The 22,897-nt window shown below is 67.0% G+C and carries 18 protein-coding genes; 7 read left to right on the top strand and 11 right to left on the bottom strand.

All coding sequences use genetic code 11. The features are described from left to right. Positions 1-49 precede the first annotated feature (49 nt). The 4 genes from gatB to Q1A36_RS06345 all read left to right on the top strand — a co-directional run bounded on the left by gatB (position 50) and on the right by Q1A36_RS06345 (position 4,781). Positions 50-1,561 carry an Asp-tRNA(Asn)/Glu-tRNA(Gln) amidotransferase subunit GatB gene (gene gatB, locus Q1A36_RS06360; protein WP_299841158.1) on the top strand — a complete coding sequence of 504 codons (1,512 nt, stop codon included), beginning with the start codon at positions 50-52 and terminating at the stop codon, positions 1,559-1,561. Between the two features lie 120 nt (positions 1,562-1,681). Beyond that, positions 1,682-2,560, top strand: coding sequence for a YcaO-like family protein (locus Q1A36_RS06355; protein WP_299841156.1), 879 nt, complete (start codon positions 1,682-1,684; stop codon positions 2,558-2,560). Positions 2,561-2,607: 47 nt separating this feature from the next. Continuing rightward, positions 2,608-4,053 carry a hypothetical protein gene (locus Q1A36_RS06350; protein WP_299841154.1) on the top strand — a complete coding sequence of 482 codons (1,446 nt, stop codon included), beginning with the start codon at positions 2,608-2,610 and terminating at the stop codon, positions 4,051-4,053. Positions 4,054-4,058: 5 nt separating this feature from the next. Beyond that, positions 4,059-4,781, top strand: coding sequence for a hypothetical protein (locus Q1A36_RS06345; RefSeq protein ID WP_299841153.1), 723 nt, complete (start codon positions 4,059-4,061; stop codon positions 4,779-4,781). On the opposite strand, the gene Q1A36_RS06340 is transcribed toward Q1A36_RS06345, so the two are convergent. The 9 genes from Q1A36_RS06340 to Q1A36_RS06300 all read right to left on the bottom strand — a co-directional run bounded on the left by Q1A36_RS06340 (position 4,778) and on the right by Q1A36_RS06300 (position 15,479). Beyond that, on the bottom strand, positions 4,778-6,679 hold the full coding sequence (locus Q1A36_RS06340) for a BTAD domain-containing putative transcriptional regulator (protein WP_299841151.1): 1,902 nt from the start codon (positions 6,677-6,679) through the stop codon (positions 4,778-4,780). The genes Q1A36_RS06345 and Q1A36_RS06340 overlap by 4 nt on opposite strands. 119 nt (positions 6,680-6,798) lie before the next feature. Next, a complete protein-coding gene (gene chrA, locus Q1A36_RS06335) occupies positions 6,799-8,175 on the bottom strand; it encodes a chromate efflux transporter (RefSeq protein ID WP_299841149.1) in 1,377 nt (458 codons plus the stop codon). Between the two features lie 67 nt (positions 8,176-8,242). Continuing rightward, positions 8,243-9,553: a TRAP transporter large permease gene (locus Q1A36_RS06330; protein ID WP_299841146.1), complete on the bottom strand. Its 1,311-nt coding sequence runs from the start codon at positions 9,551-9,553 to the stop codon at positions 8,243-8,245. Beyond that, the gene (locus Q1A36_RS06325) at positions 9,546-10,097 is read right to left on the bottom strand and encodes a TRAP transporter small permease (protein ID WP_299841144.1); all 552 of its coding nucleotides are present in this window, start codon (positions 10,095-10,097) and stop codon (positions 9,546-9,548) included. Before Q1A36_RS06325 ends, Q1A36_RS06330 begins: the two co-directional genes overlap by 8 nt. Before the next feature lie 57 nt (positions 10,098-10,154). Next, on the bottom strand, positions 10,155-11,297 hold the full coding sequence (locus tag Q1A36_RS06320; RefSeq protein WP_299841142.1) for a C4-dicarboxylate TRAP transporter substrate-binding protein: 1,143 nt from the start codon (positions 11,295-11,297) through the stop codon (positions 10,155-10,157). A gap of 76 nt (positions 11,298-11,373) precedes the next feature. Beyond that, a complete protein-coding gene (locus tag Q1A36_RS06315) occupies positions 11,374-12,363 on the bottom strand; it encodes an NAD(P)H-quinone oxidoreductase (RefSeq protein WP_299841140.1) in 990 nt (329 codons plus the stop codon). A 13-nt stretch (positions 12,364-12,376) separates the two neighbouring features. Beyond that, the gene (locus tag Q1A36_RS06310) at positions 12,377-13,396 is read right to left on the bottom strand and encodes a phosphotransferase family protein (protein ID WP_299841138.1); all 1,020 of its coding nucleotides are present in this window, start codon (positions 13,394-13,396) and stop codon (positions 12,377-12,379) included. A gap of 3 nt (positions 13,397-13,399) precedes the next feature. Then, positions 13,400-14,632 carry an acyl-CoA dehydrogenase family protein gene (locus Q1A36_RS06305; RefSeq protein ID WP_299841136.1) on the bottom strand — a complete coding sequence of 411 codons (1,233 nt, stop codon included), beginning with the start codon at positions 14,630-14,632 and terminating at the stop codon, positions 13,400-13,402. 22 nt (positions 14,633-14,654) lie between these two features. Continuing rightward, positions 14,655-15,479 (bottom strand): SDR family NAD(P)-dependent oxidoreductase, encoded by an 825-nt coding sequence (locus Q1A36_RS06300; RefSeq protein ID WP_299841134.1) that lies wholly within the window; start codon positions 15,477-15,479, stop codon positions 14,655-14,657. A 127-nt stretch (positions 15,480-15,606) separates the two neighbouring features. Here Q1A36_RS06300 and Q1A36_RS06295 point away from each other — a divergent pair, with 127 nt between their 5' ends. Together Q1A36_RS06295 and Q1A36_RS06290 are read left to right on the top strand one after the other, a co-directional pair. Beyond that, complete coding sequence (locus Q1A36_RS06295) at positions 15,607-17,211, top strand: long-chain fatty acid--CoA ligase (protein ID WP_366141549.1); 1,605 nt, start codon at positions 15,607-15,609, stop codon at positions 17,209-17,211. A 15-nt stretch (positions 17,212-17,226) separates the two neighbouring features. Then, positions 17,227-17,844, top strand: a complete 618-nt coding sequence (locus Q1A36_RS06290; protein ID WP_299841132.1) for a TetR/AcrR family transcriptional regulator — start codon at positions 17,227-17,229, stop codon at positions 17,842-17,844. A gap of 17 nt (positions 17,845-17,861) precedes the next feature. Here Q1A36_RS06290 and hchA read toward each other — a convergent pair whose 3' ends face one another. Together hchA and putA are read right to left on the bottom strand one after the other, a co-directional pair. Next, positions 17,862-18,725, bottom strand: coding sequence for a glyoxalase III HchA (gene hchA / locus Q1A36_RS06285; RefSeq protein WP_299841131.1), 864 nt, complete (start codon positions 18,723-18,725; stop codon positions 17,862-17,864). A 116-nt stretch (positions 18,726-18,841) separates the two neighbouring features. Beyond that, positions 18,842-22,249 (bottom strand): bifunctional proline dehydrogenase/L-glutamate gamma-semialdehyde dehydrogenase PutA, encoded by a 3,408-nt coding sequence (gene putA, locus Q1A36_RS06280; RefSeq protein ID WP_299841129.1) that lies wholly within the window; start codon positions 22,247-22,249, stop codon positions 18,842-18,844. A 112-nt stretch (positions 22,250-22,361) separates the two neighbouring features. Between putA and Q1A36_RS06275 the strand changes: the two genes are divergently transcribed. Continuing rightward, positions 22,362-22,826, top strand: a complete 465-nt coding sequence (locus tag Q1A36_RS06275) for an Lrp/AsnC ligand binding domain-containing protein (protein WP_299841127.1) — start codon at positions 22,362-22,364, stop codon at positions 22,824-22,826. The last annotated feature ends 71 nt before the right edge of the window (positions 22,827-22,897 follow it).

The following is a 22,897-nucleotide window of genomic DNA, read 5'->3' as shown; positions in this document are numbered from 1 at the left end:
CCCTGCCGCCCCTGCCGTAAATACCGGCGAAAGCAAAACGAGGCCCGCCATGCTCGACCATCTCTCCTATACCGCCCCCGAGCCGAAAGTCATTTCCGGCGCCAAGCAGGATTGGGAACTGGTCATCGGGCTGGAGGTTCACGCCCAGGTCTCGTCGAACGCGAAACTTTTCTCGGGCGCCTCGACCGGCTTCGGCGCGGAACCGAACAGCCATGTGGCCTTCGTCGATGCCGCAATGCCGGGGATGCTGCCGGTCATCAACGAATTCTGCGTGGCGCAGGCGGTGAAAACGGGTCTGGGGATCAAGGCGGCGATCAACCTGCGCTCGGCCTTCGACCGCAAGAACTATTTCTATCCCGACCTGCCGCAGGGCTACCAGATCAGCCAGCTTTACCACCCCATCGTCGGCGAGGGCGAGGTGATCGTGGACATGGGTCCGGGCGTCGCCCGCCGCGTCCGCATCGAGCGCATCCACCTGGAACAGGATGCCGGCAAGTCGATCCATGACATGGACCCGACCATGTCCTTCGTCGACCTGAACCGCACCGGCGTCGCGCTGATGGAAATCGTCAGCCGCCCCGACATCCGCGGCCCGGAAGAGGCAGCGGCCTATGTCTCGAAGCTGCGCCAGATCATGCGCTATCTGGGCACCTGCGACGGCAATATGCAGAACGGCAACCTGCGCGCCGACGTGAACGTCTCGGTCTGCCCGCCCGGCGCCTATGAGCGCTATCAGGAGACGCAGGATTTCAGCCATCTGGGCACCCGCTGCGAGATCAAGAACATGAACTCGCTGCGCTTCATCCAGGCCGCCATCGACTACGAGGCCCGCCGCCAGATCGCCATCCTGGAAGATGGCGGCAAGGTCACGCAGGAAACCCGCCTCTACGATCCCGACAAGGGCGAGACCCGTTCGATGCGCTCGAAGGAAGAGGCGCATGACTACCGCTATTTCCCCGATCCCGACCTGCTGCCGCTCGAGATTGAGCAGGCCTGGGTCGACGGCATCGCCGCCGACATGCCGGAACTGCCCGACGCCAAGAAGGCGCGCTTCGTCGAGGCTCTGGGCCTTTCGGAATACGACGCCGGCGTGCTGACCGCCGAGGTCGAGAATGCCGATTACTTCGAGGCCGTGGCGCAGGGCCGCGACGGCAAAATGGCCGCGAACTGGGTGATCAACGAACTCTTCGGCCGGCTGAACAAGGAAGGGCTGACCGTCGAGACCTCGCCGGTTTCGGCCGCGCAACTGGGCGGCGTGATCGACCTGATCGCCAAGGGCGACATCTCGGGCAAGATCGCAAAGGACCTGTTCGAGATCCTCTGGACCGAAGGCGGCGACCCGACCCAGATCGTCGAGACGCGCGGAATGAAGCAAGTGACCGACCTCGGCGCCATCGAGAAGGCCGTGGACGAGATCATCGCCGCCAACCCGGGCCAGGTCGAGAAAGCCAAGGCCAACCCGAAACTGGCCGGCTGGTTCGTCGGCCAGGTGCTGAAAGCCACCGGCGGCAAGGCCAACCCGGCGGCGGTGAACGAACTGGTGGCGAAGAAGCTGGGGTGATCCCCGTCCGCTGACGTCTGACACCGAAAAAAATTCACAGGCAGATCACGCCGCTTTTTCTACTCTGGGCTCAGGGCATCCAACCCGACACCAGGGCAGAAGAAGCAGATGATCAGTTTGATGAGTAAAACCAGCGATCTTGCCAAGACCTGGCAGCGATTCGATTGGCGCGAGAGCTTCTTCGCGCCGAATGCCGTGATTCTCCAGGCGCTGACCACGGGCGGGACCGCCAGTGGCGTCGGGCGCGGGCGCGAGGCCGCCTATCAGCGCTGTCTGGGGGAAACCGCGGAAATCCAGGCCTTGAGCGCATTGCCGGCGGCGCTGCGCGCGGGCTTTGACCCGTTGCGCGACGGGCTCGCCGCGCATGTCGAACCCGAGACGGCCCGCCGTTCCGCGCGGCTCGAGGCCTTCGAACGCCGGGCGGTGGCGCGATGGTGGCTGGAGGAGGTGCCGGCCCGTCCGCTGGATGACAGCTGGCTGGCCTCGACCGGGCTGCCCGGCATGGTCACCATCGCCCGGCTTGGCGCGGCGCTGAAGCGGCGCACCGGCTGGTGGCAGATCGAGACCCGGCCGGACCAGCCGGCGGTGATGGTCTGCCGCAGCATCAGCCCCGAGGGGCAGGATCCGGTGATCGGCTATGGCTGCGCCACCGACCCGGTCGAGGCGGCGCAAAAGGCGCTGCGCGAGCTGTTCCTGATGGAGATGAACCTGATGGAACTGCTGGCCGCGCGCCGGCTGGACCTCGGGCACCCGCATCCGGCGCAGGAGCGCATCGCCACCTATGCCCGCCGCAGCCCGGCACTGCTGCCATCGCTGCCGCCGGTAACGCCCGCCGCGACCGACACGGCTGCGACCGGGTCCACGTCGGAATGTTGGCTTGGCACCGCACTGACCGAACGTGACATTACCCCGCCCGATGGCCCCATCGCGGTCTGGCTGTGCCAGCCCGACCTGCCGGTGCCGATTTTCAATGACCGGACCGGCGTGCCTTTCATGTAGATTGCGCAGATGGGCGCAGCCACGAGGCGGGACAAGGAAAAGGACGCATGACCGACACGCTTGATCCCGGCCCCGCCGACCCACTGGCCAATTGCCGTTTCGGCTGCAGCCCGGCCCCCATCGACCCGGCACCGCCCCCGTCGCAGCGCCCGAGCGCCGCGCGCTCTGCCGCTGCCGCGCCGGTCATCGGCACGCCGGACCCGGTGACGCCGGTGCCACGCCAGCGGCCCGAATTCCTGCTGCGCGCCGATCCGGCCTGGCGCCGCGCCTGCCTTGAGGCCAGCGCGCATATCCCCTCGGGCTATACCTATCTCGGCCAGTTGATGGGTCACGACATGGGTTGCAGCGTGCCCTTGTCGGCGGTGCCCCATTCCACGAGGGGCGAGGTCATCGGCGCGGTCTCGGTGCTGGGGCCACGGCGCTATAACCTGATCGACAACCCGCTGACGCTGGAAACCATCTACGGGCCAGGGCCGACGATGCTGTCGCATGTCTATGACCCCGACCAGATGCTGTTCCGGCTGACGCCCGGGGCGCGGCTGGCGCGGGTCTATCGCTTTCCGGCAGACAGCGCGCCGGGCGGCGACCGCCAGCCGCTGCGCGCGCTTTATGACGAGCGCAACCGGGATTCGCTGATGCTGCACGAGCTGTCGGTGGCCTGGATGCAGTTCCACAACCTCTGCGCCCGCCGACTGATGGCCGAAGGGATGCGACCCTTCCCCGCCTACGTGGCGGTGCGCAACCATGCGGTGCGGGTCTGGCATGGCATCGTCACGGGCGACATCCTGCCCCGCTTCCTGCATCCCGAGATCGCGGCCCTGCCCACCCTGCCCGACGAATGGCACCTGGACGAGGCGACGCTGCTGCACGGGCTCTTCCGCGCTTTCCATGCCCTGCCGCTGGCCGGCTATCACCTCGGGCGCAGCGGCACCCATAACCTGCGCGCGATGCTGAGGACGGGGTTCGACCACAGCGAGGCCGAGCTGGACTGGAGCATCGATTGGGACCTGTTCTTCGGGGCCAAGCCTGGCGGGCCGAAAACCGGGCTCTCGGCCAGCGTCGCCCCGGAACTGCGACACCCCGCCACCGCCGCGGCCGTGATCGCCATGGATGCGGACTCGGCCCGCGAGGCCGAACCGCTGCGCGCCGGTAATGACCGGATCGAGGCCGCCATCGCGAAACTGCCCGCGCCCTGGCCCGCGCGGCTGGCGGCGGGGACGATCACCCCCGAATTCAACACCCGCTTTCCCGCCTCGCCGGTGACGGTAACGACCCAGATGATCGAATGGGGCCCACTGTTCCAGACGCTGATGATCGAGGCGCAGTTGCATGGCGTCAACGGCGGGTTCGGCCCCTTGGGCAGCGCGCTTTTGCGCGGGTCGATCGAGGGCTCGATCGCGCGGGTGCAACTGACCACCGGCAGCCGGGGCGCGCAGGGCCTGCCGCATCCGGCCACCATGCTTGAACTGATCGCTACTGTGAGAAAGGGGTAATCCAGATGAGCGGCAACCAATACGTGATCGTCGGCAGCGAGGTCGATCAGGCGGCCTTCTACCTGCATGGCGATGGCAGCATCGACGACCAGAAGGGCGGCGACGGCCAGCCGCTGAACGTGGAATTCATCGGCAAGCTGATGGTCCGTCTGTCGAAACTGGGTCCGGGCGGCCTGCCACCGGCCGAGCTGGACAAGCTGGAAGACCAGGTCCGGCACGCGCTGATGGTGCAGGATTTCTCGGTCCAGAGCGGCGGCGCGGCGCTGAGCGATGACGAGCGCGCCGCGATCCTCGACAATACCGATGTCCGGATCGAATTCGAACGCCGCAAGCGCCGGCAGAAGAAGCCCGACCGCAACACCCGCATCCTCGTCGTGCCCTCGGACCAGACGCTCGAGATCACCGACAAGCAGTTGCAGGACCAGGGCAGCTCGGACGGGTTCCGGCCACCGCTGTCCTATGAACTGGACCGGGCGCTGATGCTGGCGAGCATGAAGGACGAGATCCTGCAGATGACGCGGGAATTCGCGGCCAAGGCAGAACCGGGCTGGACGCAGGCGCTGCAGGACGCGCTGGAAACCCATATGGCCGAGACGCTGAAGGCGCGGGGCGTGTTCAACGATGGCGGCGGCGGCGCGGCCGATGACGTGAAGAACGAGATCATGAAAAGCCCGCTCCGGGCCTTCTACCGCTCGGTCGGGATCTACGCGACGAACATGTGCCGCTAGCCCGCGAGGGCGGCGGTCTGGGCCACCCGCTCCAGCGTGGCGCGCAGATCGGCCTGCGCGGCGGCGTCGCGCAGCGGGAAGCAATTGCCGAACCAGTCGAGGATGCGCGCATCCGTCGGCTCGGCCGATCCGCGCCAGAGGCCCCGGATCTCGGCGGTGTAGTCGCGCAGGCGCTGCACGGCCTCTTTCTCCTGCCCCAGTTTCCACAGCGACAGGCTATGCCATCCGCCAACCGTGGGCATCAGCCCGCCACCGCGACTGCATTCCTCGGCGGCGGCCTGATAGTCGCCCAGCAGGTAATCGGCGGCGGCGAGGTAGATCAGGTGGAACGGCTCCATCACCGCCGCATGGGCCTTGGTCTCGGCCACGAGACTGGCGGCGCGGCCCGGGTTGCCGGCAAAGGCAAAGCCGAGCGCGCAGGAGGCCAGCGTCAGCGGGTTGCTGCGGTTGAGGTTCAGCGACTGGTCGAAATGGAACTCGGCCAGACCGAATTCGCGCTTGTGGCAATAGCACCATGCCACCACCCGATGCGCGCGGGTGTCGAGCGGGTCGATCGAGACGGCAACGATGGCATGGTGCAGGGCGCGCTGGTTCACCTCGTCGCTGGGGCGGGTGCCGGGCAGAAGCACATGACGCACATTCAGCGCCCCCGCCAGTTCGGCATGGGCGGGGCCAAAGCGCGGCGCCTCGCGGGTGATCTCTTCCAGCATCACCATCGCCGCGTTTTCGGTCTGCGGCGACCAATCGTCCAGCAGCGTCTGCGCCTTCAGCCAGCGGTCATAGATATGCGCGCCGGATTCCGACAGCGAGCGGTCCGAGACCACCACCGATAGGGCGTTGGCGATGTTCGACAGCAGCCGGCGGGCCTTGCTTTCCCAATCGCTCTCGGGGCTTTCGATCATCTCGGACCAGAGGAGTTGCCGGTCGGTGCCGCGCTGCACCTCGATGAAGAGGCGATAGGCCTGCAGGGCATAGATCGGGCGCAGGGTGACGCGGGCCTGCGCGGTCTCGGTCCCCTCGTCGTCCAGCACGCGCCATTCGCGGAACCGCCCCATGCGCATCCGGATATCCGAGAAGAGCACCGTGCCAAAGCTGACCATCTCGGCGGGAATACCCTCGCCCGGCATCAGCCCCACGCTCAGCGAGACCTCGGGGCGGCGGTTGACCACCTGCTTCTGCACCGCCCCTGCCGCCGGGCTCAGCTTGATCGCGGCCAGCAGTTCGATGGTCTCGGGTTCCGGCTCCTGGTCGTATTCCTCGTCCAGATGGGCATAGAGCAGATTGTACCGCTCGATCGCCCGGGTCGAGTGACCCGACTGCCAGTCCAGCGTCATCAGGATGCGCACGGCGGTTTCGTTCGCAGGCTCCAGCCCCAGCGCGAATTCGGCGGGCGCGCGCAACTCGGCCAGCCGCGCGCCATCGGTCGTCTTCATCCGCTCGTCCAGCGTCTTGCGCAACAGCGACAGCAGGTTGTTGCGGGTGATCACCAGCCAGCTGTCGAAGGACGAGCTCAGCCCCTCGAGCCGCAGGGTATAACCCATGAATTCGCGCAGGATCTCGGCGGTCTCCTCGCTCCAACCCGCCGCCGCCAACCCGGTCGCGACCTCGTTCTGAAAGGAAAACCCGCCCGGCAGGCGCAGCGACACCGCGCCGAAGCCGGTTTCCAGCGAGATCTCCTGCGTGGCGTCCAGCTCGCGGCGGATGTGGCGGATCACCTGCCGATAGGAGGACGAGGCCTTCTGCTGGTCGGATTCCTGCCAGAACAGGTCGATGATCTTGTCCGAGCGATGGACCCCGCCCTGATCGGCCAGCAGGAAATACAGCAGCGCCTGCGCCTTGCGCAGGCGCACCGAGGATAGGATCTGCAGCAGAATGCGGGCGAGGCTGTCTTCACTCATGTCGAAAGGAACTATTGCGCCACGCGACTAAAGCAAAGCCCGGTGCGTCCTGCAACAGCCGAAGACCAAGGAAAACCCTTCGACACCAAGGCCCGAGGGCAGCGATGCGCACCTGCGCCCTACCCCGTCAGCCCCGCCAGGGAGAGCCCGATCCCCGCCGAAGCAGCGGCCCCCAGCACCGTCAGCATCCCGAGCTTCAGCCGGAAGACCGCGACGATCGCGCAGGCCGCAAGCATGGCCGCCGCCCAGTTGATCGAGCCAAGGACCGGCAGTTCCATCGACAGCGGCCCTGCCTCGATGCGGATGACCTCGCGCCAGATGACATGGATGGCGAACCAGATCGCCAGGTTCAGGATCACCCCCACCACCGCCGCCGTCACCGCCGTCAGCGCCGAACTGAGCGCCCGGTTCTCGCGCAGCCGCTCCATCCAGGGCGCGCCGAGGAAGATCCAGGCGAAACAGGGGGCGAATGTGACCCAGGTGGCGAGCAATCCCCCCACCGTGCCGCCCATGAGGCTGCCGGTCTCGCGCCATGCGCCCATGAAGCCGACGAATTGCAGCACCATGATCAGCGGCCCCGGCGTCGTCTCGGCCATGCCGAGCCCATCCAGCATCTCGCCCGGCGCCAGCCAGCCATAGGTGCCGACGGCCTCTTGCGCGACATAGGCCAGAACCGCATAGGCACCGCCGAATGTCACCACCGCCATCTTCGAGAAGAAGCCGGCGATGTCGGCAAAGACGGTTCCGGGCGCAAGGGCCAGCAAAAGCCCGACCGGCAGAAGCCACAGGACGAGCGCCGCCAGCCCGGCGATCAGCGCACCGCGCCGCTCGGCCGTTGGCATGATCCGGGTCTCTTCGCCCAGCAGCGTCCCGGCATCGTCAATATGCGCGCCGCCCACCGCGCCATGACCGCCGCCCGCTGCAAAGGCCGCGATCCCGGCCTTGGCGCCCAGCCAGCCGATCAGCGCCGCGCCCGCCACGATCAGCGGGAAGGGCGCGCCAAAGGCGAAGATCGCCAGGAAGGACAGGGCGGCGATGGCTCGCATGGCATTGTTCTTCAGCGCCCGTTTGCCCACCCGCACCAGCGCCTGCAACACGATCGCCAGCACCGCCGCCTTGAGGCCGAAGAACAGCGCCGAGACAAGGCCGACATTGCCCCAGATCGCATAGATCCAGCTGAGCGCCATGATCGAGGCCACGCCCGGCAGGATGAACAGCACCCCGGCGATCAGCGCGCCGCGCACCCCGTGCATCAGCCAGCCGATATAGGTGGCCAGCTGCTGCGCCTCGGGTCCGGGCAAGAGCATGCAGAAGTTCAGCGCATGCAGGAACCGGTCATCGCCGATCCAGCGCAGCTCCTCGACGATGATGCGGTGCATCACCGCGATCTGCCCCGCCGGCCCGCCAAAGGACAGGGCGGCGACCCGCGCCCAGACCCGCGTCGCCTCGGCAAGCGTCGGATAGCGGCGCGCCAGCTTGTTGGGAGTTTCGGTCATCTGGCGGCTCCGCTCGGGCTGATCGGCGCACCATCTGCGGCAATCACCCCAAACGCAAGCGCCCCGACTACCCCGCCGCCAGCGCCGGCAGGAACAGCACCAGATCGGGCCAGGCGATGCAGAGACCGACGATCAGCAGATCGACCAGCACGAACCACATCACGCCCCTGAAGATGCTGGACAGTTTCGCAAGATCACCGACCACGCCCTTGATGACAAAGACATTCATCCCGACCGGCGGGGTGATCATCCCGATCTCGAGAAGCTTGGTCAGCACCACGCCGAACCAGATCAGCGAGAAGCCGGCATGATCGACCAGCGGGATGACGATGGGCAGCGTCAAGAGCATCGCCCCGACCGGCTCGAGCATCATCCCCAGAAGCAGGTAGACCAGCACGATGCCGATCATCAGCGTGACCGCAGAAGCCTCGAAGGAGAGGATGAAGTCCGACAGCGCCGCGCCGGTGCCTGAGAGCGTCAGGAAGCGCGCCAGCAGGCTGGCCCCGGCGGCAATGATCATCAGCGCGGCGGTGGTCGTGATCGTCTCGGCCACCGCCAGCCGCACCGCCCTGAGCGTCAGCGACCGGCGCAACAGCGCGACGGCGCAGGACAGCGCGGCGCCAACCGCGCCCGCCTCGGTCGGCGTGAAGACCCCACCGAACAACCCGGCAAAGACGCCGATGACGATCAGGAAGACCGGCCAGGTCTGGCCAAGCGCGGTGAAGCGTTCCGACCATGAGGCGGGTTCGTCGACGCCCGGCGCAAGGCTCGGGTTCAGCCGCACCCTGAGCCAGATCATCAGCACGTAGCCCAGCATGGTGACGGCACCAATGACCAGCCCGCCGAGGAACAGGTCGCTGATCGGCTGGCGGGTGATGATGCCGTAAAGGATCATCAGGATCGAGGGCGGGATCAGCGCGCCGATGGTGCCGGCGGCGGCGACGGTGCCGGTGGCCAGTTCGGCGTCATAGCGATGCCGCATCATCTCGGGCACGGCGATCTTGCCCATCGCCGCCGAGCAGGCAACCGAGGAGCCGGTGACGGCGGCAAAGCCCGCGCAGCCAAAGACCGAGGCGATGGCCAGCCCGCCCGGCACCGCCGACAGCCAGACCTGCGCCGCCTGGAACAGCCCCTGCGTCATGCGGGTGTGATAGCAGATGAAGCCCATGAACAGAAAAGCCGGAATAGAGCTCAACACCCAGCTGGAGACGAAGCTGTGCGGGATCACCCCCAGCGCGCCCCAGGCGACGTTCCAGCCCATCATCGACCAGAGCCCGCCAAAGGATACCGCGATCAGCGCAATGCCGATCGGGATGCGCACGAGGATCAGCGCGAACAGCGCGGCGATGAAGGCAACGGCGATCTGCAGATCAGTCATGGTTTTCCTCCGCCGGCATATAGGCCGCGATCTCGTTATGGCCGCGAAAGCCGCTGTCGATGCCAAGAAGCGCCGCGATCAGCCGCCACAGGGCCACCAGCGCCATCAGGCCGAAGCCCGCGGGCAGGATGAAATAGCTGGGCCAGGTGATGAATTTCGTCCCGCCCTCCAGCGAGAAGGTGCCAAGCGCGTATTTGCCAAGTGCCTCCTCGCCGCTGCGGATCGCGATCAGGCTGGCGACGATGACCGTCAGCACTTGGCCAAGGATCATCAGCGCCCGCCGCAGCCCGCCGGGAAACCGGTCAAACAGCAGTTCGACGGAGATATGGTTGTCGCCCTGTTCCACCAGCGCCAGCGGCAGGAAGGCGATGGCGACCATGTAGAAGGTCGAGACGAAGAGGATGGTGCCGTTCAGGGGCGCGTTGAAGACATAGCGCAGGATGACATCCAGCGTGACATGGCAGACCAGCGCGAGGACGGCGAGGCCGGCAATCGCGGCCAAGGCTCCGCCCGCCCCTGAGAGGAGCTTTGCAATCGGGTTCATGTTGGAAATCCTCAGATCGAGGGGATGCGCCGGGCGAGGTGCCGCCCGGCGAGGGGCCTAGAGGCCATAGGTGGCGGGATCGATCTTGGAATAGACCTGATCCCAAAGCAGCTTCTGCAGCGCGTCATGCGAGTCGACGCCGGAAACCAACCCGCGCCATTTCTCCAGCATCTGCGGGAAGTCGGCAGCGATCTCGTCCACGCGGGCGACGCCGTAGGTATCGCGGAAAATCGCCGCCGCCGTCTGCAGATCGGCCTCGACAAACGCGCGCACCGCTGCCTGCGAAGCCTCGTCGGGCTGATGGATGCTGATGCCCCTGGCCTCGGCGGCGGCCATCGCCTCGGCCTCTTGCGTGACGAAGTTCCAGGTGATGCCGGCGGTCATCTGGCTGGCGCCCCACAGCACCGCCTCGCGCTCCTCGACCGTCAGGCGCTGCCAGACATCGCGGTTCACATTGGTCGAGGCAACGCCGGCAAAGAGGCCGCCTGGAATGTTCGGGGTGATGTCGGTCACGACATCGGTCAGGTTGTAATTGGTCAGTTCCGGCGCACTGAGCATGGCACAGTCGAGAACGCCCTGCGACAGCGCCTCGTAGACCTCGTTCACCGGCAGGGGCACGCCGACCGCGCCGAAATGCTCGGCAAAGCGGACGAAGCCGGCACCGGCGGTGCGCACCCGCTTGCCCTTCAGGTCGGCGATGCTGGCGACGGCTTCGGTGCATTGCAGCCCGTAGAGCGTGGTGACACCGCCGCCGGTATAGACCTGGTTCTGCGCCGCGAATTCCGACAGGCATTCGGGGCATTTGGTCAGCGTATATTCAAGGATCGCCCCGGTATAGGCCAGGGGCGCGGTGCCATCCTGCGGGCCGAGGTTCACCAGCGGGTTCAGCTCGTGCAGGAACAGGCTGGTGGCGTATTCGGCCGAGTAATAGGGCGTCAGCACATAGCCGATATCAGCCATGCCGTCGCGCAGCCCCGGCCCGGTCTCGCTGAGGCTGAGAAGCGACATGGAAAACGGCTGCACCGTCAGCTCGCCGCCGGTCTTCTGGCTGACCTCTTCGGCGAAACGCACCGCCGCCAGCCCGACGGCCGAGCTTTCCGGGTAGCCATAGGCATAGTTCAAGGTTTCTGCCCCCGCCGACAGGGTCGGCAAAAGCGCAAGCGATATCCCCGCGCCCAAAGCGCGTAGTGCGGTTGTCATAACCTCTTCTCCCTTTTTGATTGAAGTCCCCCGGCCTCCTCTGCCGGGGCTTGTCGGCCGCCCCGCCCCTGCGGGGTCAGGCGACCTTCAGAATGATCTTGCCGATATGGGTCGATGCCTCCATCAGACGATGCGCCTCGACCGCGTCGGTCAGGGCAAATTCGCTGTCGATCTGCGGCGCAAAACCGCCCCTGGCGATCATCGGCCAGACCTCGGCGCGCAGGCTGGCGGCGATGCGCGCCTTGCTGTCATGGGACTGGCGGCGCAGCGTGCTGCCGGTCACGGTCAGGCGCTTCAGCATCAGGCTGAGGATATCCAGCTCGCCATGCGTGCCTTCGAGAAAGGCGATCTCGACCAGCCGGCCATCTTCCTTCAGCGCCTTGATATTGCGCGGCAGATAGGCACCGCCGACCATGTCGAGGATCACATCCGCCCCGCCCTCGGCCTGCACGGCGGCGACGAAATCGGTCTCGCGGTAATTGATCGCCAGATCGGCGCCCAGATCCAGACAGGCCTGGCATTTCGACGCCGAGCCGGCGGTGGCAATCACCCGCGCCCCTTTCGCATGGGCCAGCTGGATGGCCGTCGTGCCAATGCCGCTGGTGCCGCCATGGACCAGGAAGGTTTCGCCCGGCTGCAGCCCGCCGCGCTGAAAGACGTTCGACCAGACGGTGAACAGCGTCTCGCAGAGGCCCGCCGCATCGCGCAGCGACATCCCCTCGGGCACCGGCAGGACATGGCGGGCGTCGGTCACGGCATATTCAGCATAGCCGCCACCGGGCAAGAGCGCCGTCACCGCCTCGCCAATGGTCCAGCCGGTCACGCCCTCACCCAGTGCCGCAATATGGCCCGAGGCTTCCAGCCCCGGCAGGTCCGAGGCGCCGGGCGGCGGCGGGTAGACGCCGGCGCGCTGCGCCACGTCGGGCCGGTTCACCCCGGCATAGGCGATGCGGATCAGCACCTGACCCGGTGCCGGCACCGGCAGCGGGCGGCGGGCCTGCCGCAGCACCTCGGGGCCGCCGGGTTCGGAAATTTCGACCACGGTCATCTCGGCAGGAAGGGTCATCATCGGCTCCTCGTCAGGCGGGCGCGGCGGGGTTCAGCCCCAGCGCGATCAGGTCGGGAATGGCGCGGATCAGCTTGCGGCCACGTTCCGGGTCCGAGGCATTGCCCTCCTCGATCCGGGCGCGCACGCCCTCGAGGATCGCGGCAAGGCGGAAGGCCGAGAGGCTGATCCAGAAGTCCAGCGGCGGGGCGTCGCTCATGCCGATCCTGTCGGCATAGCGGGCGATGATCTGGGCCTCGCCGGGCAGTCCCTCGGCCGCGCGGTCGACGCCGCCCAGACCGTGGAACACGCTGTCATTCGGCAGCCGGTGATGCATCAGCATATAGGCCAGGTCGGCGAAGGGGTGGCCGATCGTCGCCAGTTCCCAGTCCAGCACCGCCAGCACCTCGTCGCTGTCTGCGCGGTACATCAGGTTGTCGATGCGGAAATCGCCATGAACCAGCGTGGCGCGGCCATCATCGGCGGGCAGACTGGCCTCAAGCTGCGCGATCAACCGCTCCATGTCGGGATAGCTGCCATCCTCGGTCGCGCGGAACTGGCGGCTCCAGCGGGCGATCTGGCGGGCGGCATAGTCAGTGGGCTTGCCGAAATCCGCCAGCCCTGCCGCGCGCCAGTCGACCCGGTGCAGCGCCGCCAGCGTATCGACCATGGCGAAGGTCACGGGCTTGCGCTGCGGCGTTGCCATCTCGGGCAAGGCCGGGTTCCAGTGGACCACGCCGTCGACGAAATCCATCAGGTAGAATTCCGAGCCGATGACCGTCTCGTCGGTCGCGTAGTGCAGCGCCGGTGCCACCGGCACATCGGTTGGTGCCAGCGCCGTCAGCAGCCGGAACTCGCGGTCGATGGCATGGGCCGAGGGCAGGATCGGCCCGCCCGGCTTGCGGCGCAGCACAAAGCGGCGATCCCCGGCCTTGAGCAGATAGGTCGGGTTCGACTGCCCGCCGCTGAACTGCTGCGCCCCGGTCAGGCGCGGCAGGTCCGGCAGCCGGGCGGTGAGGTAATCCGACAGGCGGTCCAGATCCAGCGTCGCCATGGCCTAGCCCGCCTCGTGCTTGCGCAGCTCGGTGCGGCCGATGACCCGGCGATGGACCGCATCGGGTCCATCGGCGAAACGCAGCATCCGGGCGTTCATCCACATATGTGCCAAGGGCGTGTCCTGGCTGATGCCGGTCGCGCCGAACATCTGCATCGCCTCGTCGATCACCTGCTGCGCCATGCGTGGCGCGGCAACCTTGATCTGGCTGACCCAGACGGCAACCTCGCGCGGGCCGGCGGTGTCCATCATCCAGGCCGCCTTGAGGCAGAGAAGCCGGGCCTGCTCGATGGCAATGCGGCTTTCCGCGATGATGTCATGGTTCGCGCCCAGATCGGCCAGCTTCTTGCCGAAGGCGGTGCGGGACAGCGCGCGGTCGCACATCAGGTCCAGCGCGCGTTCCGCCTGCCCGATCAGCCGCATGCAATGGTGGATACGGCCCGGCCCCAGCCGCCCCTGCGCGATCAGGAAGCCGTCGCCCTCGGTCTGCAGCAGCTGGTCGGCCGGCACGCGGACGTTGGTAAAGCGGATGTGCATGTGCCCGTGCGGCGCGTCGTCATGGCCGAAAATTTCCATCGCCCGCAGGATCTCGATGCCGGGCGTGCCGGGATCTACGAGGATCTGGCTGTGGCGGCGGTGCTTGTCGCCGTCTGGATCGGTCAGCACCATGACGATGTAGAGGCCGCAGCGGGTATCACCTGCGCCCGAGGCCCAGTATTTCTCGCCATTCAGCACGTAATGGTCGCCGTCCCGCACCGCGCTCAGCGCGATATTGGTGGCATCCGACGAAGCCACCTCCGGCTCGGTCATCAGGTAGGCCGAGCGGATTTCACCCGCCAGCAGCGGATCGAGCCAGCGGCGCTGATGCGCCTCGGTGCCGAAACGCGCCAGCACGTCCATGTTGCCGGTATCGGGGGCGGAACAGTTGAACACCTCGGCCCCCAGATGCGACCGGCCCATTTCCTCGGCCAGCTGCGCATATTCAACCGTGGTCAAGGCATCCGGCCCGGCCCCGGTCAGGGCTTTCGTGCGCCAGAGGTTCCACAAGCCCTGTTCCCGCGCCTTGGCCTTCAGCCCCTCGAGGATTTCGATCTGCCGCGGCGTGCGCGCGAAACGGTCGGCGCCCTTGCCCACCTCGGCCAGAAATTCATGGTCCAGCGGGATGATCTCGTCGCGCACCATGCGGCGCACCTTGTCGAGGATTTCCTGCGCTTTCGGTCGCATCGTGAAGTCCATGAGTGCCTCCTTTGCCGCCGGTTCAGCGGGCGTGTTCGAAAAGATCCGGGCCGGTCTGCACCGACAGGCCCCCATCCAGCGGGATGATGGCGCCGGTTGTAAAGGCGCCGCCGCGCCCGGCGAGGTAAAGCGCCGTGCCCATCATGTCCTCGGGCGTGCCGATCCGGCCGGCGGGGATGGTCGCGGCAGTCTCGCGCCGGCCATCCTCGCTCTCGGTAGCGAAGGCGGTCATGTTCGACTGGAACGGACCCGGCGCGATGGCATTGACGGTGATGCCCATGGGCGCCAGTTCCTTGGCCAGGATGCGGGTCAGTTGATGCACCGCCGCCTTCGAGGCCGCATAGGACCAGGCGCTGCCGCCAAGCGGTGCGGTGCCCATGACCGAACCGATATTGATGACGCGGGCGGGCGAAGTCTCGCTGGAGGCCGCGCGCAGCAGGTCGGTCAGGTCGCGGGTCAGGGTAAAGAGGCCCGCGACGTTCAGGTCCATCACCTTGGCCCAGGCATCAAAGGGGAACTCCTCGTAAGCCGCGCCCCAGCTGCGCCCGGCATTGTTCACCAGCACATCCAGACGGTCGGTGCGGCGGCGCAGTTCGGCGGCCAGCGCGGCCACGCCCGCAGCCGAGCCGACGTCACCGCCAAAGCCCTCGGCATGGCCCGGATGGCCGGCGGCGTTCAGTTCCTCGGCCACCGCTTCGCAGGCTGCCGCCTTGCGCGAGGCGATCAGCACCCGCGCCCCGGCCATGACGAAGCCTGTGGCGATCATCCGCCCGATGCCGGTTGCGCCGCCAGTGACCAGAACCACCTTGCCCTCTGCCGAGATCAATCCTGCAACTGTGTCCGCCATCACCATCCTCCAACATCTCCAAGCTTGCCACAATACAACATACTCAGTAGTATGTCGTCAAGTCGAATGTCACGACGCCCGCCGCGGCGTCACCTTGGGAGGTTTCAAGATGCTGTCAGGACTGATGATGGATCGGCCGCTTTCGGTGCCCTCGATCCTTGATTACGCTTCCGAAATTCACGGCGATCAGGAAATCGTCTCGGCCCGGGTCGAAGGCGATCTGCGCCGGCAGAGCTTTGTTGCGACCCGGGAACGGGCGCTGCGCCTTGCCGCCGCCTTGCGGGGAATGGGCATCGAATCGGGCGACCGGGTGGCGACGCTGGCGTGGAACGGCTACCGCCATCTGGAGCTTTATTACGCCATCGCCGGCATCGGCGCGGTCTGCCACACGATCAATCCCCGCCTCTTTCCCGAGCAGATTTCATGGATCGCGAACCACGCCGAGGATCGCGTGCTGTTCTTCGACGCCGACCTTGCCCCGCTGGTCGCCGATCTTGCACCGCAACTGCCCAAGCGGATCCGCCTCGTCTGCCTTGGCGAGACCCCGCCCGCCGCATTGCCCGGTGCGCTGGCCTATGAGGCGCTGATCGCCGGGCACGCCCCCCCGGCCAGCGGCTGGACCGAGCTGCCCGAACGCGCGGCCTCGGGTCTCTGCTATACCTCGGGCACGACCGGCAATCCCAAGGGCGCGCTTTACAGCCACCGCTCGACCGTGCTGCACGCGATGGCCGCCGTGCTGGCGGTGCCCACGTCCTTCGGCACGGATCAGCGGGTGCTGCCGGCGGTGCCGTTGTTCCATGTGAACGCCTGGGGCCTGCCCTTCTCGGCGCTTCTCTCTGGCACCGACCTGGTCATGCCCGGGCCGCGCCTCGACGGGGCGAGCCTGTTTCAGCTGATGGACGAGGAATCGGTCACTGCCGCCTGGGGCGTCCCGACGGTCTGGTCGGGCCTGATCGACGAGATGCGGGCGCGAGGCCGGAAGCCACGCGCATTGCACAGCCTGCTGATCGGCGGATCGGCGGTCAGCGAGGCACAGATCAGGGCGCTGGAATCCGAGTTCGGCATCGCGGTGCTGCATGGCTGGGGCATGACGGAACTGAGCCCGCTTGGCAGCGTCACCCGCCCGCGCCCCGCCCTGCCGCTGGAGGAGCGCATCGCCAGCAAGCTGTCACAGGGCCAGCGGCTCTTCGGGGTCGAGATGCGGATCATGGGCGATGACGGCCAGCCGCGCGCGCAGGACGGGCAGGCCGTGGGCGAGCTGGCGGTGCGCGGCAACAACGTCATCGCCGGCTATTTCAACGATGCCGAGGCCAGCGCCCGCGCACTGGACGACACCGGCTGGTTCCGCACCGGCGATGTGTCGCGCATCGATGGGACGGGCGCCATGACCATCGTTGACCGGACCAAGGATCTGATCAAGTCGGGCGGCGAATGGATTTCCTCGATCGATCTGGAAAACGCCGCGACCGGCTGTCCGGGCGTGGCGCAGGCTGCCGCCATCGGCATCAGCCACGAGAAATGGGGCGAGCGCCCGCTTCTGGTCATCGTGCGCGAGGCCGGATCGGACGTCACCGGCACGGCGATTGCCGCCCATCTGGGCGCGAGCCTTGCCAAATGGCAGATCCCCCAGCATATCGTTTTCCGCGACAGCCTGCCGATGACGGCGACCGGCAAGGTCTCGAAACTGGACCTGCGACGGATCATCAGTGCCGAGGGGCTCGCCGGTGCCTAGAGCGAGGAGTTTGCGGTGAAGGCAAGCGCGACCGAACCCACCGACAGCCGCTTCGAGATCGTCGAGGCGGCGGCGGAATGCTTCATGCGCCGGGGCTATGACAAGACCACCATCGACGACATCGCCGATGCGCTTGGCGCCACCAAGGGCCGGGTCTACCATCACTTCCGCTCGAAGAACGCGATCTTCTTCGCCGTCTACCGCGAGGCCATGCGCTATTGCTTCGAGGCGGCGGACCCGATCATCGACCTGCCCCTGCCCGCCATCGAGCGCCTGACGCGCATGTGCGAGGCGCATGTGATGGTGATGATCACCCGGCTCAGCTTCCAGCGCGGCATCAAGCAGGGGCTGGAGATCCAGATGCGCGGCCCCACGACCGAGCATGAGCGCGAGGTGTTCCAGGAGTTGCAGGGCCTGCGCGACGGCTACGAGGCGCTGTTCCGCCGGGTGCTGGCCGAGGGCAATGCCGATGGCACGCTGAATGCGCCAGATGTGCCGCTGGCCGGGCGCACCATCCTTGGCGCGCTGAACGCCGTGCCCGACTGGTATCGCCCGCGCCCCGACGGCAAGACGCCCGAGGCGATTGCAACCGAGATGACGGCGTATCTGATCCGGGGGCTGGCGGCGCGCTGACCACGCGCCGCGCCACCTTAGCCTTTGGCCGCGTCCAGCAGTTCCTTCGCGGCAAGCAGACCCAAGGCATTCCCGGCCAGCGGGCTGTCGCCGGTCAGCATCTTGCGGTCCTTCTGCACCGCGCCCGAGATATCGTCATTCACGATCTCGAAGCCGAGCGCCTTCAGCTTCTCGCCGAATTTCCAGGTCAGATGGCCGGGCATATAGCCGATATCCGGGGTCTGGGCGTCCAGCGCATCGGGGAAGGCGCAGATCTTGTAGCCGCGGAAGAGGTCACTGCCCTCGCCCACTGCCAGGAAGGCCGCCGGCCCGTGACACAGCGAGATGACGAACTTGTCGTTCGCCTGCGCCCATTCCAGCGCTGCCTTCACCTCCTCGCTTTCGGGCAGGCCGATCAGCGCGCCATGCCCGCCGGGGATGAAGACACCGATATAGTCCGAATCCGGGCCAAGCGCGTCGCGCACCACATCGGCCAGTTTCAGCGGCGTCTTGATCTGATCGCGGTACTTGGTAAAGAGGCCCTTAATCTCCTCATCCTGCGCGGGCATGGCCCACATCTCGAACTTCACCGGGTTGCCCGACACCGTGGCGATGTCGAACTGGAAGCCCGCCTTGTCCAGATGATACATCGGCAGCAGGGTTTCGACCGGGTGATTGCCGGTCGAGAACATGGTGCCGTTGTCGGTCAGCAGATAGCGTTCATCCGCCCCGATCATCAGGATCTTCCAGCGCCCGCCGCTATAGGGCTGGGGATAGTCCGCGCCGGAGAGGTTGGATTTCGGCGAGGTGAACTGGCTCAGCGAATAGGGCGAGGGGAAGAAGGCATTATCCTCGGCCGGATCGGGTTGCGGGCGCTTGTCGTCGCTGGTCTGGTTGCTCATCGGGTTCTCCGGTCATGATCTGTCGCAGGGGGGCAGATGACCATGCCGGGGCGGCGGGGGCAATGCGGGATTTCCCTCAACGGGTGAGGGAAATCCGCAAGCCTGCCCGCGCCGCATCAGCCCGCCAGCAGACCGACATTGCCGCCAGCGGCGGTGGTATCGACGCAAAGATGGCGCTCATGCGCGACATGGGCCTGATCGGGGCGCGCCACCAGCAGCGGCAGGATCGCGCCCTCGCGCCCGGCCAGCGCACGGGCATGGGCCCGACCCGTTTCGGCATCGCCCCACCAGATCGCCGCCGAGAGCCCTTCGATCATCGCCAGCGCCTGCGGGCTGACCTCGCCCCCCGCCGGGATCGCCAGACCACCCAGGGCGGTAACGGCCCGAACCTGCGCGGCTTCGGCCTCGGCCCCCGGACCAAGGCACAGCACCGGGCCACGGCTGAGCAGCGTCAGCCGGTTCAGTTCGCCCGTCGGGCCGGGCATCAGCCGCTCGCTGATCTTCTGCGGGCGGGCGCTGGCGATCTCGGCCTGCAGCTGCACAAGATCAGCGGGCTGCGCAGCGGCAGACGAGGCCTCGGCCACGGGCTCGGGCGCGAAGAAGCGCGCGAGATACAGCGGACCGCCCGCCTTGGGACCGGTTCCCGACAGGCCCTCGCCGCCGAAGGGCTGGCTGCCCACCACCGCGCCGATCTGGTTGCGGTTCACATAGATATTGCCGACCTTGATCGCCTCGCTGATCTCCTGCACGCGGGTGTCGATGCGGGTGTGCAAGCCGAAGGTCAGGCCGAAGCCCTTGGCATTGATCGCCTCGACCACGCGCGGCAGATCCCGGCCCTTGAAGGCGGCGACATGCAGGACCGGGCCGAAAATCTCGCGATCCATTTCCTCGATGCCGTTCACCTTCAGCAGGGTCGGCGCGATGAAACTGCCCTGCCCCGGCACCTCGAGCTGATGCAGGATGCTGCCGCGCTTCGCACTCAGGTAATCGGCAATGCCAGCCTGCGCGCGACGATCGATGACCGGGCCGATATCCGTGGAGAGGAACCACGGGTCGCCCACGACCTGCTGATCCATCGCGCCCTTTATCATCTCGATCAGGTGGGGCGCGATGTCTTCCTGCACATAGAGACAGCGCAGGGCCGAACACCGCTGACCGGCCGAGCGGAAGGCCGAGGCGACGATATCGCGCACCGCCTGTTCGGGTAGCGCGGTCGAATCGACGATCATGGCGTTCAGCCCGCCGGTTTCCGCGATCAGCGGCGTGCCGGGGTCCAGATGCTCGGCCATGTTGCGGGCGATGGTCCGCGCGGTGGCGGTCGAGCCGGTGAAGACCACGCCCTTGATGCGCGGGTCCGTGGCCAGCGCCGTGCCGACCACCGCGCCGCGCCCGGGCAGCAGTTGCAGCGCCGCCTGCGGCAGGCCGGCCTGATGCAGCAGCCGCACGCCAAGCGTGGCGATCTGCGGCGTGGTTTCGGCAGGCTTCGCCAGCACGGCATTGCCGGCCATCAGCGCGGCGGCAATCTGGCCGGTGAAGATGGCCAGCGGGAAGTTCCACGGGCTGATCGCGGCGATGATCCCGCGCGGGCTGCCGCTCGCGGCCTCGCCCTCGGCGGCGTAGTAGCGCAGGAAATCGACCGCCTCGCGCAACTCGCCCACGGCATCGCCGAGGGTCTTGCCGGCCTCACGGGTCAGCGTGGCGAAGATCGGGCCGAAATTCTCCTCGTAAAGATCGGCGGCGTGGCGCAGCACGGCGGCACGCTCGGCGGGCGCGACGTCCCAAGGTTGGGCATCCTCGATCGCGCGGGTGACGGTGGCAGCGTCGACCTCGATCCCCAAGCCGATGACCTCGCCGGTGGCGGGGTTGGTGATCGGCGCGTCGGTTCCGGTGGCCGGGCGGATGGTCAGCGCCCTGGCCTCGACCTGAACGCCGGAACGTGCGACCGCGATCCGCGCCAGCGCCGCCTCGTCATTCAGGTCAAAGCCTGCCGCGTTCACTCGACCCGAGCCAAAGATTGCCGCCGGGGCCTTCAGCGAGGCCGGTGCCTGCGCCTCGGCCAAAGCCTCGAAGGGATCGCGGGCCACATCCTCGGGGCGGATCGATTCATCAACGATCTGGTTCACGAAGGAGGAGTTCGCCCCGTTTTCCAAGAGACGCCGGACCAGATAGGCCAGAAGGTCGCGATGCGCGCCGACCGGGGCATAGATGCGGCAGCGGCCTTTCGTATCGGTCAGCACGATGTCATGCAGCCGCTCGCCCATGCCGTGCAGGCGCTGGAATTCGAAGGGGGTGTCGCCCGCCAGATCGAGGATCGCGGCGACGGTCTGGGCGTTGTGGGTGGCGAATTGCGGATAGATGCGGTCGCCGTAGCTGATCAGCTTCTTGGCATTTGCGATATAGCTGACATCGGTGGCGGTCTTGCTGGTGAAGAGCGGGAAATCCGCAAAGCCCTCGACCTGCGCGCGCTTGATCTCGGTGTCCCAATAGGCGCCCTTGACCAGCCGCACCATGATCCGCCGGTCCAGCCTCTGGGTCAGCGCATGAAGCCAGTCGATCACCTCGCCGGCGCGCTTGCCATAGGCCTGCACGACGACGCCGAACCCGTCCCAACCGGCCAGCGAGGGGTCAGACAGCACCGCCTCGATCACCTTCAGCGACAGGACCAGCCGGTCCTGTTCCTCGGCATCGATGTTCATGCCCATGCCGGCGGCCTTGGCCTGCCGCGCCAGATCCAGCACCACCGGCACCAGTTCGGCCATCACCCGGGCCTCCTGCGCCACTTCGTAGCGCGGATGCAGCGCCGAAAGCTTGATCGAGATGCCGGGATTGGCTTCGACCGAACCCTTGGTGCAGGCACCGGCAATGGCGGTGATGGCCTTGCGATACTCGGCGGCATAGCGCGCGGCATCGCCCGCCGTCATCGCCGCCTCGCCCAGCATGTCATAGCTGTAGGTGAAGCCCTGCGCCTCGCGGGTGCGCGCCCGGTCCAGCGCAGCATCGATGGTCTGGCCCAGCACGAATTGCCGGCCCATCTCGCGCATGGCGCGGCCGACGGCGGTGCGGATGAAGGGTTCGCCCATGCGCTTGACCAGCCCGCGCAGGGTTCCGGCAATGCCCGGCTGATCGGCGTCAAGCACCCGGCCCGTCCACATCAGCGCCCAGGTCGAGGCATTGACCAGCGAGGACGAGGCTTCGCCCAGATGCCGGCCCCAGTCCGAAGGGGCGATCTTGTCCTCGATCAGCGCGTCGATGGTATCATTGTCGGGAACGCGCAGCATCGCCTCGGCCAGACACATCAGCGCCACGCCCTCGCGGGTCGACAGGCCGTATTCTGACAGGAAATGCTCCATCAGCGAGGGCCGCGCCTGGCTGCGGATGCGGCGCACCAGATCGGCGGCGCGCGTGGTGATGCGGGCGCGTTGTTCGGGGCTCAGCGCGGCCTCGGCGACCAGACGGTCAAGCAGCGCCGGTTCGGGCTGGAATTTGGTGGTGGCGGGGAAGGCGATCGACTGGTCATAGGGCATGGGGCATCTCCTCGGCTCGTCGCCTCAATATCCAAAGCCCGCTAGACGATGTGACTTATGATGGCCTATGTGCTAGGCGAAACGCCTGAAACATCGCCGGATTCTTGCCGAAATGAACATTGACGATCCGATCAACCGCAAGATCCTCGCCGAACTGGTCGCCAATGCCCGCATCCCGATCAGCGAGTTGGCCGAGCGGGTGGGTCTGTCGAAAACGCCGGTGGCGCAGCGGGTGCGGCAGATGGAGGAGATCGGCCTGATCACCGGCTACCGCGCCATCCTGTCGCCGCTGAAACTGGGGCTCACCCATGTCACCTATGTCGAGGTGAAGATGAGCGATACGCGTCAGGTGGCGCTGGACCGTTTCAACGCCGGCGTGCGGCTGATCGCCGAGGTCGAGGAATGCTACATGATCGCGGGCGGCTTCGATTACCTCTTGAAGGTCCGCTCGCGCGACATGGTGCATTTCCGCCAGATCATGGCCGAACGCATCTCCACTCTGCCCTTCATCCACGCCACCTCGAGCTATGTCTCGATGGAGGCCGTGGTCGAGCAGAACTGGACCGGCGAAGAGTAACGCGCGAAAGTTGGTGATGCCCTGAGGGGCGGCATATCATGGCGGTGTTCAGACGCCGTCAATTCTCAGCC

Source organism: uncultured Paracoccus sp., assembly GCF_947487305.1.
Lineage (GTDB): Bacteria > Pseudomonadota > Alphaproteobacteria > Rhodobacterales > Rhodobacteraceae > Paracoccus.
Note: the sequence above shows the minus strand (reverse complement) of the source record. Positions and strands in the feature narration are given on the sequence as shown.